General features: G+C 68.5%; 14 protein-coding genes and 1 pseudogene. 11 read left to right on the top strand and 4 right to left on the bottom strand.

The window, feature by feature from the left end; translation table 11 throughout:
- Window positions 1-34: 34 nt before the first annotated feature.
- Together ACFOWZ_RS30975 and ACFOWZ_RS30970 are read right to left on the bottom strand one after the other, a co-directional pair.
- Complete coding sequence (locus tag ACFOWZ_RS30975) at window positions 35-382, bottom strand: nuclear transport factor 2 family protein (RefSeq protein ID WP_382377452.1); 348 nt, start codon at window positions 380-382, stop codon at window positions 35-37.
- 57 nt (window positions 383-439) lie between these two features.
- A complete protein-coding gene (locus tag ACFOWZ_RS30970; RefSeq protein WP_382377451.1) occupies window positions 440-1,177 on the bottom strand; it encodes a putative protein N(5)-glutamine methyltransferase in 738 nt (245 codons plus the stop codon).
- Between the two features lie 71 nt (window positions 1,178-1,248).
- Between ACFOWZ_RS30970 and ACFOWZ_RS30965 the strand changes: the two genes are divergently transcribed.
- From ACFOWZ_RS30965 to ACFOWZ_RS30930, 8 genes and pseudogenes are all read left to right on the top strand, one after another.
- Window positions 1,249-1,830, top strand: coding sequence for a TetR/AcrR family transcriptional regulator (locus ACFOWZ_RS30965; protein WP_030473614.1), 582 nt, complete (start codon window positions 1,249-1,251; stop codon window positions 1,828-1,830).
- Entirely contained in the window at window positions 1,827-2,561 is a 735-nt protein-coding gene (locus ACFOWZ_RS30960) for a TIGR03084 family metal-binding protein (protein ID WP_382377450.1), read from the top strand. Before ACFOWZ_RS30965 ends, ACFOWZ_RS30960 begins: the two co-directional genes overlap by 4 nt.
- A 47-nt stretch (window positions 2,562-2,608) precedes the next feature.
- Window positions 2,609-4,104, top strand: a pseudogene (locus ACFOWZ_RS30955) (acyclic terpene utilization AtuA family protein).
- Window positions 4,101-5,213: an acyl-CoA dehydrogenase family protein gene (locus ACFOWZ_RS30950; protein WP_382377449.1), complete on the top strand. Its 1,113-nt coding sequence runs from the start codon at window positions 4,101-4,103 to the stop codon at window positions 5,211-5,213. Before ACFOWZ_RS30955 ends, ACFOWZ_RS30950 begins: the two are co-directional and overlap by 4 nt.
- Entirely contained in the window at window positions 5,213-6,763 is a 1,551-nt protein-coding gene (locus ACFOWZ_RS30945; RefSeq protein WP_382377448.1) for an acyl-CoA carboxylase subunit beta, read from the top strand. The genes ACFOWZ_RS30950 and ACFOWZ_RS30945 overlap by 1 nt, the downstream gene beginning before the upstream one ends.
- 8 nt (window positions 6,764-6,771) lie before the next feature.
- Window positions 6,772-8,604, top strand: a complete 1,833-nt coding sequence (locus tag ACFOWZ_RS30940) for an ATP-binding protein (RefSeq protein WP_382377447.1) — start codon at window positions 6,772-6,774, stop codon at window positions 8,602-8,604.
- The gene (locus tag ACFOWZ_RS30935; protein ID WP_382377446.1) at window positions 8,601-9,740 is read left to right on the top strand and encodes an acyl-CoA dehydrogenase family protein; all 1,140 of its coding nucleotides are present in this window, start codon (window positions 8,601-8,603) and stop codon (window positions 9,738-9,740) included. Before ACFOWZ_RS30940 ends, ACFOWZ_RS30935 begins: the two co-directional genes overlap by 4 nt.
- A 13-nt stretch (window positions 9,741-9,753) precedes the next feature.
- A complete protein-coding gene (locus ACFOWZ_RS30930) occupies window positions 9,754-10,566 on the top strand; it encodes an alpha/beta fold hydrolase (protein ID WP_382377445.1) in 813 nt (270 codons plus the stop codon).
- On the opposite strand, the gene ACFOWZ_RS30925 is transcribed toward ACFOWZ_RS30930, so the two are convergent.
- Entirely contained in the window at window positions 10,506-11,411 is a 906-nt protein-coding gene (locus ACFOWZ_RS30925; protein WP_382377444.1) for a hypothetical protein, read from the bottom strand. The genes ACFOWZ_RS30930 and ACFOWZ_RS30925 overlap by 61 nt on opposite strands.
- Window positions 11,412-11,590: 179 nt before the next feature.
- Here ACFOWZ_RS30925 and ACFOWZ_RS30920 point away from each other — a divergent pair, with 179 nt between their 5' ends.
- The 3 genes from ACFOWZ_RS30920 (at window position 11,591) to ACFOWZ_RS30910 (ending at window position 15,180) form a co-directional block, all read left to right on the top strand.
- The gene (locus tag ACFOWZ_RS30920) at window positions 11,591-12,754 is read left to right on the top strand and encodes a S8 family peptidase (RefSeq protein WP_382377443.1); all 1,164 of its coding nucleotides are present in this window, start codon (window positions 11,591-11,593) and stop codon (window positions 12,752-12,754) included.
- 72 nt (window positions 12,755-12,826) lie between these two features.
- Window positions 12,827-13,900, top strand: coding sequence for a S8 family peptidase (locus ACFOWZ_RS30915; RefSeq protein WP_382377441.1), 1,074 nt, complete (start codon window positions 12,827-12,829; stop codon window positions 13,898-13,900).
- A 101-nt stretch (window positions 13,901-14,001) separates the two neighbouring features.
- A complete protein-coding gene (locus tag ACFOWZ_RS30910) occupies window positions 14,002-15,180 on the top strand; it encodes a S8 family peptidase (RefSeq protein WP_382377440.1) in 1,179 nt (392 codons plus the stop codon).
- Window positions 15,181-15,246: 66 nt separating this feature from the next.
- Here ACFOWZ_RS30910 and ACFOWZ_RS30905 read toward each other — a convergent pair whose 3' ends face one another.
- A complete protein-coding gene (locus ACFOWZ_RS30905; RefSeq protein WP_382377439.1) occupies window positions 15,247-15,534 on the bottom strand; it encodes a hypothetical protein in 288 nt (95 codons plus the stop codon).
- Window positions 15,535-15,625 lie beyond the last annotated feature (91 nt).

The raw sequence follows: 15,625 nt of genomic DNA, 5'->3' as shown, positions 1-15,625 counted from the left end.
ACCCTCTTCCCCGGGGTGTCCTTCACCGCTTCGGTCACTCGGCCCAGCCGCCCTGGGCCATCGTCTGGAACTTCCACTCGCCGCCGACCTTCACGAGCAGGTCGCCGTAGCGGACCGTGATCCCGTTGATCGTGCCGTCGGTGATCACGAAGACCAGGTTGTCGTTGATGAAGTGCGGCGTCCTGGTGGACTCCATCTGCACGTCACCTCCGAGTTGAGCCCCCATCTCCTCGAGGAACCTCTCCCGGTCCCACGACGTCGCCGAACCGTCGGTGACGGTGTTGATCGGGAACAGCGCCATGTCGGCCATCTTCTCGACCTCGCCCTTCACTGCGAGCTCGTCCCACCGCGCGAACCACTGCATGACCTCGTCGTACGACATACCGTACATTGTACGGAAGCGGGCGGGCTGCGTCGAGGTGGATTTCCGTGCGGAGGTTCAGGCGGGCAGGGTGCCGACCACTGCCGTGGTGTCTTCGCTGGTCACGAGCTCGGTGGCGAACCCGGCGGTCGTGAAGGCGTGGAGTGCTTCGGGTGCCTGGCGTGAGCTGGTTTCGCTCATCAGGACCCCGCCGGGGCGCAGCCAGCTCGCCGCTTGGGCGGCCACGCGGCGCATGACCTCGAGGCCGTCCGCGCCGCCGTCGAGGGCGATCCGTGCCTCGTGGTCGCGTGCTTCGGACGGCATGAACTCGATGTCGCCGGTGGGCACGTAAGGCACGTTGGCGACCACGACGTCGATGTGACCTCGTAGGTGCGTGGGCAGTGCATCGAACAGATCGCCCTCGTACACGTTGGTGAGGTTCTTGCGCGCGCACGCCACTGCCACGGGGTCGATGTCGGCCGCGTACACCGTGGCGTTCGGCAGCCTGTGGTGCAGCACCGCGCCCACCGCGCCGGATCCGCAGCACATGTCGACGACCACGGCGGGCTTCAGCTCGGTGGCGAGGTCGACCAGGAGCTCGGTGCGGTGGCGTGGCACGAACACGCCGTTGGTGATCGTGATCCGCTGGCCGCAGAACTCGGCCCAGCCCACGACGTGCTCCAGCGGCAGCCCGCTCGTTCGCTGCGCGACCAGCTCGTCGAGGTGCTGCGGGCTGGTGGCGGCTTCTTCGAGCAGGGTGGCCTCTTCCTCGGCGAACACGCAGCCCGCGGCCCTGAGTTGATCGACGATGCTCATCGCTCTGGACCGTACCTCGGCATTTACAAGCAGTCTTGACTGTTTGTTTGTGGCCCGGAACACTCGGAGGCGTGGAGACGAGGCAACGTCAGGCCGACCGCACCCGCGAGACGAAGCGGAAGCTCATGGAGGCGACCGTCGAGTGCCTGGTGGAGCGCGGCTGGTCCGGCACGACGACGACCGAGGTGGCCGAGCGGGCGGGCGTGTCGAGAGGCGCGCAGCTGCACCACTTCAGGACGCGCGGCGAACTGGTGGCCTCGGCTGTGGAGTACGTGGGCGCGGAGAGCGTCGAGGTGCTCAAGCGGCGGGCGCAGATCGCGGAGAAGAGCACGCACGCCGTGGTGGAGCTGATCGCGGACTTCCACGCGAGCGACCTGTTCACCGCGGCGCTGGAGCTGTGGGTCGCCGCGCGCACGGACCCGGAGCTGCGCGAACAGGTGCTGGAACTGCAGGCGCGGCTCGGGCGCGAGGTGTACGGCCTGGCGCTGGAACTGCTCGACGTCGACGACGCGAAGCCCGGGGTCAAGGACGCGGTGCAGGCGACGCTGGACCTGGTGCGCGGGCTGGCGCTCGCGAACCAGCTCGCCGACGACGGCAAGCGCCGCGCCCACGTCGTGCGCTACTGGGCGAAGATGCTGGAGGAGCAGCTGTGATCACGGAACTGCTGGCCGATCTCGACGCCGAGTCTCGGGACCTCGACGACCTGGTGGCCGGCGCGCCGGACTGGTCGCTGCCCACGCCCGCCGAGGGGTGGACGGTCGGGCACCAGATCGGCCATCTCATGTGGACGGACAAGGCGGCGATCCTCGCCATCACCGATCCCGAGGCCTTCCAGGCGCAGCCGCTGACCGCGGACCTCGTGGACCGCACCGCGGCGGAGGCGGCGGCGCTGCCGGACCTGCTGGAGTTGTGGCGTGCCAGCCGGTCGGCGCTGCACGAGCACCTGGCGGGGGCGCGCGGCAAGATCGTGTGGTTCGGGCCGCCGATGAGCCCGGCGTCGATGGCCACCGCTCGGTTGATGGAGACGTGGGCGCACGGGCAGGACGTCGCCGACGCGCTCGGGGTGGTGCGGGAGCCGACAGCGCGGATCAGGCACGTGTGTCACATCGGGGTGCGGACGATGGGGTTCGCCTTCCTGCTCAACGGGTTGGCGGTGCCGGAGGCCGAGGTTCGGGTGGAGCTGACCGGGCCGGGTGGCGAGTCGTGGACGTGGGGGCCCGAGGGCGCGGAGAACCGGGTTTCGGGGCCGGCGTTGGACTTCGCGTGGCTGGTGACGCAGCGGCGCAACCGCAAGGAGCTCGCGGTCGAGGCCGTGGGGCCGGTGGCGGAGGAGTGGGTGCCGATCGCGCAGGCGTTCGCGGGGCCGCCCGGAGGTGGCCGGTGATCAGGATCGGCAACGCCTCGGGTTTCTACGGGGATCGGCTCTCGGCGATGCGGGAACAGCTCGAAGGCGGCCACCTCGACGTGCTGACCGGGGATTACCTCGCCGAGCTCACCATGCTCATCCTCGGCCGCGACCGCATGAAGGACTCCGGCCTCGGCTACGCCAGGACGTTCCTGCGGCAGATGGAGGACTGCCTGGCCCTGGCGCTGGAGCAGGGCGTCAAGATCGTGGTGAACGCCGGTGGCCTCAACCCGGAAGGGCTCGCTCGCAAGCTCAGCGAGCTGAACCCCGCGGGGCTGGCCGGCAAGGTCGGGTACGTCACCGGAGACGACCTCAAAGAGCGGTTCCCCGAGGCGTTGACCGCCAACGCCTACCTCGGCGCGTGGGAGATCGCGGACTGCCTCAAGCAAGGGGCGCAGATCGTGGTCACCGGGCGTGTCACGGACGCGAGTCTCGTCGTGGGGCCCGCCGCGGCGCACTTCGGGTGGGCGCGTGACGACTGGGATCGGCTGGCCGGAGCCACCGTCGCGGGGCACGTGCTCGAGTGCGGGACGCAGGCCACGGGTGGGAACTACTCGTTCTTCACCGAGATCGACGCGACCCGGCCCGGGTTTCCGATCGCGGAGATCGACGAGGACGGGTCGGCGGTCATCACCAAGCACGAGGGCACGGGTGGTGCGGTCACGATCGACACCGTCACGGCGCAGCTGTTGTACGAGATCGGGGCGCCGGAGTACCTCGGGCCGGACGTCACCACGCACTTCGACACGATCCGGCTCGAAGAACACCAGCGCGGGGTCAGGATCAGCGGCACCAAGGGCAGCCCGCCGCCGGACACGCTCAAGGTGTGCCTGAACACGTTGGGCGGATTCAGGAACGCCACGACGTTCGTCCTCACCGGACTCGACGTCGAAGCGAAAGCCGACCTGGTCGAGAAGCAGCTCCGGCAAGCCATCGGGGACGAAGGGCTGACGTGGACACTCGCGCGGACCGACCAACCGGACGCGGGCACCGAAGAGCAGGCCAGCGCGCTGCTGCACGTGACGATCAAGACCAAAGATCCCAAGCGGGCCAAGGGGTTCAGCAGGGCGGCGATCGAACTGGCGCTGGCGAGTTATCCCGGGTTTCACGTCACGGCACCGCCGGCAGACGGGACGCCGTTCGGGGTTTACCGGGCGGCGTACGTGAATCGTGACGAGGTCAGCGCGAAGGCGGTGTTGCTGTGAAGAGGCCGCTGGGAACGATCGCCGGTGCGCGCAGCGGTGACAAGGGCGGGGACGCGAACCTCGGGGTCTGGGTGCGCACCGACGAGGCCTACGAGTGGCTCAACGGGTTCCTGACCACCGAGAAGCTCAAGGAGTTGCTGCCGGAGGCGAACGAGGTCAGCCGGTACGAGCTGAAGAACCTCAGGGCGCTCAACTTCGTGCTGCACGGGCTGCTCGGTGACGGCGTCGCGAGCAGCACGCGATTCGACCCGCAGGCGAAGGCGTTGGGCGAGTGGTTGCGCAGCAGGGAAGTCGAGATCCCGGAGGAGCTCCTGTGATCACCAAGGACCTGTACGAGCGGAAAGAGCTCAGGCAGCTCGTGAAGGACTTCACGCGCAACGAGATCGTGCCGCACCTCGACGAGTGGGAACGCCAGGGCGAGGTTCCGCGCGAGCTGCACAAGAAGGCGGCGGAGCTGGATCTGCTGGGCATCGGGTTCGAGCACGGTGATCTGCTCGACTCGGTCGTGCTCACCGAGGAGATCATCCAAAGTGGAGGGTCGTCGGGGGTGATGGCGGCGCTGTTCACGCTCGGCATCGCGATCCCTCACATCTGGCAGAGCGGCAACCAGGACCTGATCGAACGGTTCGCGAAGCCCGCCATCCGAGGCGAGAAGATCGGCAGCCTTGCCGTCACCGAGCCCGGCGCGGGATCGGACGTCGCCGGCATCCGCACCAAGGCCGTGAGAGAAGGCGACCACTACATCGTCAACGGCACCAAGACGTTCATCACCTCCGGCTGCCGGGCCGACTTCGTCACGACGGCCGTGCGGACCGGTGAGAAGGGGTACAAGGGCATCTCGCTGCTGGTGATCGAGGACGGGTTCACGCGCCGCAAGCTCGACAAGATGGGCTGGCACTGCAGCGACACCGCCGAACTGCACTTCGACGACGTCCACGTCCCCGCGAAGAACCTGGTGGGCGAGGAGAACCAGGGCTTCGCGCTGATCATGCAGCAGTTCCAGGTCGAGCGGATCACCATGGCCGTTGAGGCGTACGCGACGGCGCAACGGGCGCTGGACCTGACCGTCGAGTGGACCCGCAACCGCGAGACGTTCGGCAAGCCGCTCATCAAGAACCAGGTGGTGAGCCACAAGCTCGCCGAGATGGCGCAGAAGATCGACCTGGCGCGCACCTACACCCGTGAGGTCGCTGCCAGGGTCAACCGGAACGAAGAGTGCGTGACCGAGGTCTGCTTCGCCAAGAACGCCGCTGTCCAGGCGTGCAGCGAGGTCGTGGACGCGGCGGTGCAGCTGCACGGCGGTATGGGGTACATGCGGGAGTCCGAAGTGGAGCGTCACTACCGGGACGCCCGCATCCTCGGCATCGGGGGCGGCGCGAGCGAAGTGATGACCGAGCTCGCGGCACGACGATTGGGGTTCGCCTGATGGGCAACAGGGAGGCGCTGCTCGCGAAGATCGCGCAGCTGGACGCCGAACACGCGAAAGCGCTCGCGGGAGGTGGGCCGAAGTACGTCGAGCGGCACCACAAGCGCGGCAAGCTCCTGGCCAGGGAACGGGTCGAGCTGCTGATCGACGAGGACAGCCCGTTCCTGGAGCTGTCGCCGCTCGCCGCGTGGGGCACCGACTTCCCCGTCGGGGCGAGTGTTGTCACCGGCATCGGGCGGGTCGAGGGCGTCGAGTGCGTGATCGTCGCGAACGACCCGACCGTGCGCGGTGGTGCGTCGAACCCGTACACGTTGAAGAAGTCGCTGCGGGCCAACGACATCGCGTTGCAGAACCGGCTGCCGCTGGTCAGCCTCGTCGAGTCCGGCGGTGCGGACCTGCCCACGCAGAGCGAGATCTTCATCCCCGGCGGCCGGGCGTTCCGCGACCTGACAAGGCTCAGTGCGGCCGGCATCCCCACGATCACGGCGGTGTTCGGCAACGCGACGGCCGGCGGTGCGTACGTGCCGGGCATGTCCGACTACGTGATCATGATCAAGGAACGGTCGAAGGTCTTCCTGGGCGGTCCGCCGCTGGTCAAGATGGCCACCGGGGAGGACGCGGACGACGAGTCGCTGGGCGGCGCCACGATGCACGGCGCCACGTCCGGGCTCGCGGACTTCGTGGCGGAGGACGAGACCGACGCGATCCGGCTCACACGCAGGGTCGTCGCCAGGCTGAACTGGCGCAAGCAGGGCCCTGAGCCGCACACGACAGAAGAGCCGCTCTTCGACGCCGACAGCATCCTGGACATCGTCTCCGAGGACCAGCGGGTGCCGTTCGACCCGCGTGACGTGATCGCACGGCTCGTCGACGGCTCCAAGTTCGACGAGTTCAAACCGTTGTACGGCAACAGCCTCGTCACCGGGTGGGCCAGGATCCACGGCTACCCGGTCGGTATCCTCGCCAACGCGCGCGGTGTCCTGTTCAGCGAGGAGTCGCAGAAGGCCACGCAGTTCATCCAGCTCGCCAACCAGAGCGACACCCCGCTGGTCTTCCTGCAGAACACCACGGGCTACATGGTCGGCGCCCAGTACGAGCAGGGCGGCATCGTCAAGCACGGCTCGATGATGATCAACGCCGTGTCCAACAGCCGGGTGCCGCACCTGACCATCACGATGGGCGCGTCGTACGGCGCGGGCAACTACGGCATGTGCGGCAGGGCGTACGACCCGCGGTTCCTGTTCACCTGGCCCAACGCCAAGTCGGCCGTGATGGGACCCGCGCAGCTCGCCGGTGTGCTCTCGATCGTCGGACGGCAGGCCGCGATGGCGAAGGGGCAGGAGTACAACGAGGAGCACGACGCCGCCATGCGCAAGATGGTCGAGGCGCAGATCGAGGAGCAGTCGCTGGCGCCGTTCCTGTCCGGGAAGCTCTACGACGACGGCGTGATCGACCCGCGCGACACCAGGACCGTGCTCGCCCTCTGCCTCTCCGCCGTCCACAGCGGACCGATCAAGGGCGCCGACGGCTTCGGCGTCTTCCGGATGTGATGACCGAAGTGATCAAGACACTCCTGATCGCCAACCGCGGCGAGATCGCCCGCAGGATCATCCGCACCTGTCAGGCCAACGGGATTCGCACGGTCGCGGTGTTCTCCGACCCGGACGCCGCCGCCCCGCACGTCCGGGAGGCCGACTTCGCGGTCAACCTGCCGGGTGCGTCACCGGCCGAGACCTACCTCCGCGCCGACCTGCTCGTCGAGGCGGCGGTCAAGGCCGGTGCGGACGCCGTTCACCCCGGTTACGGGTTCCTCAGCGAGAACGCCGACTTCGCACGCAAGGTCCAGGCGGCGGGCCTGACCTGGGTCGGACCGGAGCCGGACTCCATCGAGGCGATGGGCTCCAAGGTCGCCGCGAAGAAGCGGATGGCGGCCGCGGGCGTGCCGACGCTGCCGGAACTGGATCCCGAGACAGTCACCGAGTTCCCGGTGCTGATCAAGGCATCCGCTGGTGGCGGCGGACGCGGCATGCGGATCGTGCGCGAGCACGAGGAGTTCGCCGACGCCCTGGCCAGCGCCCGACGTGAGGCCGAGTCGGCGTTCGGTGACTCGACGGTGTTCTGCGAGCCGCTGCTGGAGCACGCCCGGCACGTCGAGGTGCAGATCCTCGCGGACGCGCACGGCACGGTGTGGGCGCTCGGCGAACGCGAGTGCTCGATCCAGCGCCGGCACCAGAAGATCGTCGAGGAGTCGCCGAGCCCGGCGGTCACCGACGACGTGCGCAAGCGTTTGTTCGCGGCGGCGACGGCCGCGGCCGAGTCGATCGGGTACGTCGGCGCGGGCACTGTCGAGTTCATGCTGAAGGGCGAGGACTTCCACTTCCTGGAGGTCAACACGCGCCTCCAGGTCGAGCACCCGGTCACCGAACTGGTGTACGGCGTCGATCTCGTCGACTGGCAGCTGAGGATCGCGGAAGGCGCTCGGCTGCCGAGCGAGACGCCGGAACCGAGCGGGCACGCCATCGAGGTCCGCCTCTACGCCGAGGACCCCGACCACGACTGGCGTCCGGCGAGCGGCGCCCTGCACCGGTTCCACGTGCCCGGTGACGTCCGGCTCGACAGCGGTGTCGAGGACGGCTCGGTGGTCTCGGTCCACTACGACCCCATGCTGGCCAAGGTCATCGCGTACGCGCCGACCAGGGCCGGGGCGGCCCGCAAGCTCGCGACGGCGCTGGAGAACGCCCAGATCCACGGCCTGGTCACGAACCGCGCGCTGCTCGTGGACATCCTTCAGAACGACGCGTTCCTCGACGGCGACACGCACACCGGGTTCCTCGCCGAGCACGACTTCACCAGGACCGTTGATCCGCAACCGTTTGCGCTCGCTGCGGCACTCGCCCAGGCTGCTGGTCGCAGGATCGGGACCCTGCCGCTCGGCTGGCGGAACGTGCGCTCGCAGCAGCCGAAGGCGAAGTTCCTGTTCGGGGACCGCGAGATCGAGGTCGCCTACGACCCGAAGCAGGCCACCCCCGGCGTGATCACGCTGGACCTGGACGGCGTGCGCACCCCGTTCCACGTCGCCGCGTACGGCGATCTGGTCGAGGTCGACTCGCCGCGCGGGTCGGTCTCGCTGAGGGTCGTGCCGCGCTTCCCCGAACCGGAGACCAAGCTCGCGCCGGGCGCCACCGTCGCCCCGATGCCCGGCACCGTCGTCCGGGTCAGCGTCGGGCAGGGCGACCAGGTCGAGGCAGGCGCGGAACTGCTGGTGCTGGAAGCCATGAAGATGGAACACCGCGTGCTCGCGACGAGCGCGGGCACCGTCACCGAACTTCTCGTCGAACAGTCTCAGCAGGTCAACGCCGGAGACGTTCTCGCCGTAGTGGAGGAATCGTGAGCTTCGTCGAGTCCGAAGAGCGGATCGCGCTGCGCAAGGCGGTCGCCGAGTTCGGTGCCAAGTACGGCCACGACTACTTCATCGCCAAGGCCAGGGCGGGGGAGAAGACGACCGAGCTGTGGGAGGAGGCCGGCAAGCTCGGCTACCTCGGCGTCGCCGTGCCCGATGAGTACGGCGGCGGTGGCGGTGGCATCGGCGACCTCGCCGCAGTGTGCGAGGAGCTGGCGGCGGCGGGATGTCCGTTGCTGCTCATGGTGGTCTCGCCGGCCATCTGCGCCACGGTGATCGCCCGGTTCGGCACCGACGAGCAGAAGTCCAAGTGGCTGCCCGGTTTCGCGGACGGCACGCTCAAGATGGCGTTCGCGATCACCGAGCCGGACGCGGGATCCAACTCGCACAAGCTCAGGACGAACGTCCGCCGCGACGGTGACGACTGGATCCTCAAGGGCACCAAGACCTACATCTCCGGCATCGACGAGGTCGACGCCGTGCTCGTGGTCGCCATCCAGCAGACCGGACCGGTGCTCGTGGTCGTCCCGACGAACGCCGAGGGCTTCACCTGGCACCAGATCGACATGGACCTGGTCGCACCGGAGAAGCAGTTCACGCTGTTCTTCGACGACGTGCGGCTGCCGTCGGACGCGGTCGTCGGATCACCGGACCAGGGGCTGCTCCAGGTCTTCGCGGGCCTCAACCCCGAACGGATCATGGGTGCGAGCATGGCGACCGGCTCGGCGCGGCTCGCGATCAGCAAGGCCGTCACGTACGCCCAGCAGCGCACCGTCTGGGACAGCCCGATCGGCTCGCACCAGGGCCTCGCGCACCCGCTGGCGAAGATCCACATCGAGATCGAGCTGGCCAGGTTGATGACCCAGAAGGCGGCCGCGCTCTACGACTCCGGTCGTGACAAGGAGGCGGGTGAGGCCGCGAACATGGCCAAGTACGCGGCGGGCGAGGCCATCGCGGCGGCCGTCGACCAGGCGATCCAGACCCACGGCGGCAACGGGCTGACCTCCGAGTTCGGCCTCGCGTCGATGCTCGGCATGTCCCGGATGGCCCGGATCGCGCCCGTCAGCCGGGAGATGGTGCTCAACTTCGTCGCGCAGAACAGCCTGAAGCTGCCCAGGTCCTACTGACAGACTGCGAGGCATGGGGACCTTCAGCACGGACGACGGCGTCAAGCTCGCGTACCACGGCCCGGCAGGCGATCACCCGTTGATCGGCCTGCCGGGAGGGCCGATGCAGGCGTCGTCCTACATCGGCGGACTGCCGCTCGAGAACGTGGTCAGGCTCGACCTGCGCGGCACCGGCGATTCCGAGAAGGCGCCGGAGGAGACCTACCGGGTGGACCACCAGGTGGACGACGTGGAAGCGCTCCGGCGGCACCTGGGCTTCGACCAGATCAGCCTGCTCGGCCACTCGGCGGGCGGCACCCTCGCCATCCTGTACGCCGTGCGATTCCCTCAGCACGTCAAGGAACTCGTTCTCGTCGCACCCAGCCCGCGCGTGGTCGGCATCGACGTCACGGATGAGGACCGCAGGGAAGTCGCTCTACGGCGCAGCGGAGAGCCCTGGTACGCCGAGGCGATCAAGGGGTTCGAGGAGATCTGGGCGGGCAACGTGACGCCGGAGGCGTTCGCGAAGATCAACCCGTTCTGGCACGGCCGCTGGGACGACGAGGCGCGGGCGCTGGACGACCACCCCCGCAACCCCGAGGCCGCCCAGGAGTTCTACGCCGAAGGCGCGTTCGATCCGCGGAAGGTCCGCGAGGAGCTCAAGAACCTCGACGTGCCAACGGTTCTGATCGCAGGAGAGCTGGACGTCGCTTTGCCGCCCGAGCGCGCGCAGGAGTACGCGGACCTGTTCCCACGCGCGCGGCTCGTCGTGCAGCCCGGCGCCGGTCACTTCCCCTGGGTCGACGACCCGGAGGCGTTCGCGGCCGCGGTCCAGCGCATCCCGTAGAGGCCCGGCCCGAAGTCCAGCGCGGCGGCGTGCGCGTAACCCCAGGCGTCCACCGGAGCCGGGCGTGCGCCGCCGAACATTTCCGTTCCCGCCGGGCCCGACGCGAATTGCTCGCAGGAAGCGGGCGGGGACTCGGCCGGGAATTTGATCTCCAGGACGTAGTCGTGCACCCGTTCGGCGAACCGGCGGAAATGCGTGTGCTCGACCGTCGGGTGTGGATAGATCAATTCGTACTCGATCGCGATCGAGGTGCCGGCGGCCAGTGGTTCGTCGAACAACAGCTCCGCGACGAGGACGCCGTTCGTGCGCTCGCGGGCGACCCGGCCGACCCGGCAGGACCGCACGGCCGTCAGCGCGGGCTGCGCCGATCCCGTTTCCTGGCACAGGATCCAGCGGTCCACATCGGCCGTTCTCGCCTGCACGACCTGGCGTGACCGGACGCCGCGCACACCGCCGCAGGGCGCGACGTCGACCCGGTCGTGCTGCGCGGTCAGCACCAGCCCTGAGCTGTCCCACTGCGCCCGTGCCGACAGCTCCCGCCTGCGGGAACGCCCGCGCGGCCGTGGTGGGCCGAGGAGCCGGGACAGCGCGTTCTCCTGGAGCCCGAGCACGTCCTCGAGGTGGGCGAGCGCCATCATCGACTCCGGCCGCTCGGGTCTGCGCCTGCCGGACTGCCAGTAGCTCAGCGCCGTCACGCTGATCGGCGCGCCGCGCATCCGCAACCGGTGCTGCAGCCGTTCCAGGCTGAGGCCTCTCAGCTGGATCGCGACCCGCAACGCGTCCGCGAACGGACCCGTCACCAACAGGTCGGCGAGCTCCTCGCGGGGTGGGTAAATCGTCAGCATCACGCCTCCGTTTCACGGAGTCAAGATCGGAAGGCTATCGGCAGCAAAGGGAAGGCGGTACAGCCGATCGGCGGTTTTGCGCCGGTTCGAAACCCGGAAAGTTCAGATCTCGGGCCTATTACGCCGCCAATAGTCCCCTTCGGGTTCCTGAGCATCCCTGCGACGAACAGGACAACACAATGCGCAAGACAGCAATCCTGCTGGGCTCGGCGGTCGTGGTCGCCGCCTTCGCGGCACCCGCTTCCGCCGCCGTGGGCGAGATCCGCACCTTCGAGGGCGCGAACAACATCCCCGGCAGCTTCGTCGTGAAGCTGAAGGACGACCGGATCACCGCGAGTGCCGCGACTCTCGGTGCCCGGTTCGGCGGCCAGATCGAGTACGTCTACGACACCGTGTTCAAGGGCTTCTCGGTCAAGATGTCCGACGCCCAGGCCCGCAGACTCGCGGCCGATCCGTCCGTCGAGTACGTGGAACGCGACCAGGTCCTCAGCGTCCAGGCCACGCAGACGAACCCGCCGTCGTGGGGTCTCGACCGAATCGACCAGCGCAACCTGCCGCTCGACCAGCGCTACACCTACAACACCACCGGTTCCGGCGTGAACGCCTACGTCATCGACACGGGTGTCCGCATCACCCACCAGACGTTCGGCGGCCGCGCCAAGAACGGCTACGACTTCGTCGACAACGACGCCGTCGCGCAGGACGGCAACGGCCACGGCACGCACGTCGCCGGCACCATCGCCGGTTCTCAGTACGGTGTGGCGAAGGCGGCGAACATCATCGCCGTGCGCGTGCTGAACAACCAGGGCTCCGGCACGCTCGCCGGGGTCAACGCGGGCATCAACTGGGTGGCCGCGAACCACGTCAAGCCCGCGGTGGCGAACATGTCGCTCGGCGGCAGCGCGAACTCCTCGCTCGACAGCGCCGTCGCCGGTGCGATCACGCGCGGTGTCACGTTCGCGGTGGCGGCGGGCAACTCCAACGCCAACGCCAACACCTTCTCCCCGGCCCGCGTGGCGACCGCGATCACCGTGGGGTCGACCGACCGCAACGACGCTCGCTCCTCGTTCTCCAACTTCGGCGCCGTCGTGGACGTCTTCGCGCCCGGCCGTGACATCACGTCGGCGTGGAACACCAGTGACACCGCCACGAACACCATCTCCGGCACCTCGATGGCGACGCCGCACGTCGCCGGCGTGGTGGCTCGGTACCTGCAGGGCAACTTCAACGTGACGCCCGCGCAGGTGGAGTCCGCGATCAAGTCCAACGCCACCAACGGCAAGGTGACCAACCCCGGCGCCGGCACGACGACCAGGCTCCTGTACTGGCCGCCGACCAGCTGACGACCCCTGATGTGCGGCCCCGGCTCCCTGCGAGCCGGGGCCGTTTTCCCTGCAAGGAAAGGAAGTTCGCACGTGAGAGCCCTGCTGGCAGTCGCCGCCCTGGCGGCAGCGGTCGTGGTCGCCCCGGCGTCCGCGGCCACGTCCTCGTACATCGTGGTGATGAAGGACGGCGCGGTGTCGTCGTTCAGCGGTGCCGTGGAGCACCGGTACACCAGTGTTTTCAACGGTTTCAGCGCGCGGCTGACCGCTGCACAGCTGCGTGCGCTGAAGGCCGACCCCAACGTGTCTCATGTGGAACGTGACGGGATCGTGCACGCGAACAGCACGCAGCTCGACCCGCCGTGGGGGCTGGACCGGATCGACCAGCGCGCGTTGCCGTTGGACCGCAAGTACTCCTACACGAGCACCGGTCAAGGCGTGAACATCTACGTGCTCGACACCGGCATCCGCGTGACGCACACCGACTTCGGCGGCCGGGCCAGGAACGGCTGGGACTTCATCGACAACGACGCGATCGCGCAGGACGGCAACGGCCACGGCACGCACGTCGCCGGGATCGCCGCGGGCACGAAGCACGGCGTCGCCAAGCGCTCCACCGTGTGGGCCGTCAAGGTGCTCGGCGACAACGGCAGCGGCACGATCGCCGGTGTGATCGCGGGCATCGACTGGGTGACGAAGAACGCCGTCAAGCCCGCTGTGGCGAACATGTCCTTGGGCGGCAGCGCTTCCGTGACGCTGGACGACGCGGTGCGGCGTTCGATCGCTTCCGGCGTCTCGTACACGCTCGCGGCCGGTGGCAGCAACACCGATCCGAAGAACACCTCTCCGCAACGGGTCGCGGAGGCGATCTGCGTGGGTGCGTTGACGTCGACCGACACCAAGGCGTCCTCGTCGAACTACGGCCCGCTGGTCGACCTCTACGCGCCGGGCGTCAGCATTCCGTCCACCTGGAACACCAACGACACCGCCACGAACACCATCTCCGGCACCTCGATGGCCGCGCCGCACGCGGCCGGAGTCGCCGCGCGGTACCTGGAGTTCAACCGTGCGGCCACTCCCGCACAGGTCGAGCGCGCACTGGTTACCACGGGCACACCGGGCACGCCACCCGTCACTCGTATCCTTCACTGGCCGCCATCCCTGTGAAAGGTGAATTCTCAGGCGCGTCTTAATCTTTAGGACACCCTTGGCAGGAACCGGATCGATCCATAACGTCGAAAGTGCTTCGTTCCCCTGCAAAGAACGGAATGCACAACATGACGCGAAAGATCCGGTTCCTCGCCGGTGCCGGCGCGGCGACCCTCGCCATGTCGGTCCTGATGATCCCCAACGCTTACGCCGCGGAGGGCGAGGTCCTGTCCCTCAGCGCCCCCGAGAAGATCGCCGGCAGCTTCATCGTGAAGCTGAAGGAGGGCAAGGCGAACTCCCACGCCCTGGCTTCGCGCTTCGGCGGGACGGTGGAGCGCGAGTACACGAGCTTCGGCGGCTTCAACGTGAAGCTGACGGAGAAGCAGGCCAAGCGCCTGGCCGCCGACCCGTCCGTCGAGTTCGTCGAGGCGGACCAGGTCGTGCACACGCAGGCCACGCAGACGAATCCGCCGTCGTGGGGTCTCGACCGCATCGACCAGCGCAACCTGCCGCTCAACCAGTCGTACAGCTACACCTCGACCGGAGCGGGCGTCACCGCGTACGTCATCGACACCGGTGTGCGCATCAGCCACTCGACGTTCGGTGGCCGCGCTTCCAACGGCCGTGACTTCGTGGACAACGACAACGTCGCGCAGGACGGCAACGGCCACGGCACGCACGTCGCGGGCACCATCGCGGGCTCGCAGTACGGCGTCGCGAAGGCCGCCAAGATCGTCGCCGTCCGCGTGCTCGACAACAACGGCTCCGGCACCCTCGCCGGTGTCGCGGCGGGCATCGACTGGGTCGGCAACAACGCCGTCAAGCCGGCCGTCGCGAACCTGTCGCTCGGCGGCAGCGCCAACGCCACGCTCGACACGGCCGTGAAGAACGCCATCGCCAAGGGCGTGACCTTCGCGGTCGCGGCCGGCAACTCCAACGCCAACGCGTCCGGCTTCTCCCCGGCCCGCGTGGCCGAGGCGATCACCGTTGGCGCCACGACGAACACCGACGCCCGCGCGTCCTACTCGAACTACGGCTCGCTCCTGGACATCTTCGCGCCGGGCAGCAGCATCACGTCGGCGTGGAACACGTCCGACAGCGCCACCAACTCCATCTCGGGCACGTCGATGGCGACCCCGCACGTGGCCGGTGCCGCGGCGAGGTACCTGTCGACCAACAAGACGGCCACGCCGGCTCAGGTCGCCTCGTACCTGATCGGGCAGTCGACGCCGTCGAAGGTGACGTCGCCGGGCTCGGGCTCGCCGAACCGCCTGCTGTACCTCGCGCCGACCGCGTGAGCTAGCCAGTCGATGAACGGCGCATTTGTTCACCTCAAGTGGACAAATGCGCCGTTCATCGTGTGATCAGAGGACCTGTTCGGCCACTGAAAGTGCTACGAGGTAGAGGGCGGCCATCAGCGCCGCACCGATCCACGGCCAGTACGCGCGAGGCTCCCGCAGCGCCCGGAACCACGTCGCGAACGTCGCCGACAGCCCGATGACCACCGTGCCGACCGTCGCCATCATGAACGGCGCGTAGCACGCACCAGTGCACGCGTTGACGGGCGTGAAGCCGAGTACGCCCAGGAACAGCACGCCGACGGCGGCGACGAACATCACGACCATGCCGAAGACGGCGACCGGGATCCGCATGTCCTCGGACGCTAGTCAGCCGAGATCACTTCCGCAGGAAAAGCCCTGCGTGAAAATCCGTCGGTGCCTCCAGCTAGCCTTGACGGCAAAG

It is taken from the genome of Lentzea rhizosphaerae (assembly GCF_042649515.1).
Classification (GTDB): Bacteria; Actinomycetota; Actinomycetes; order Mycobacteriales; family Pseudonocardiaceae; genus Lentzea; species Lentzea aerocolonigenes.
The sequence above is the reverse complement of the archived record's forward strand: the minus strand, read 5'-3'. Positions and strand labels throughout refer to the sequence as shown.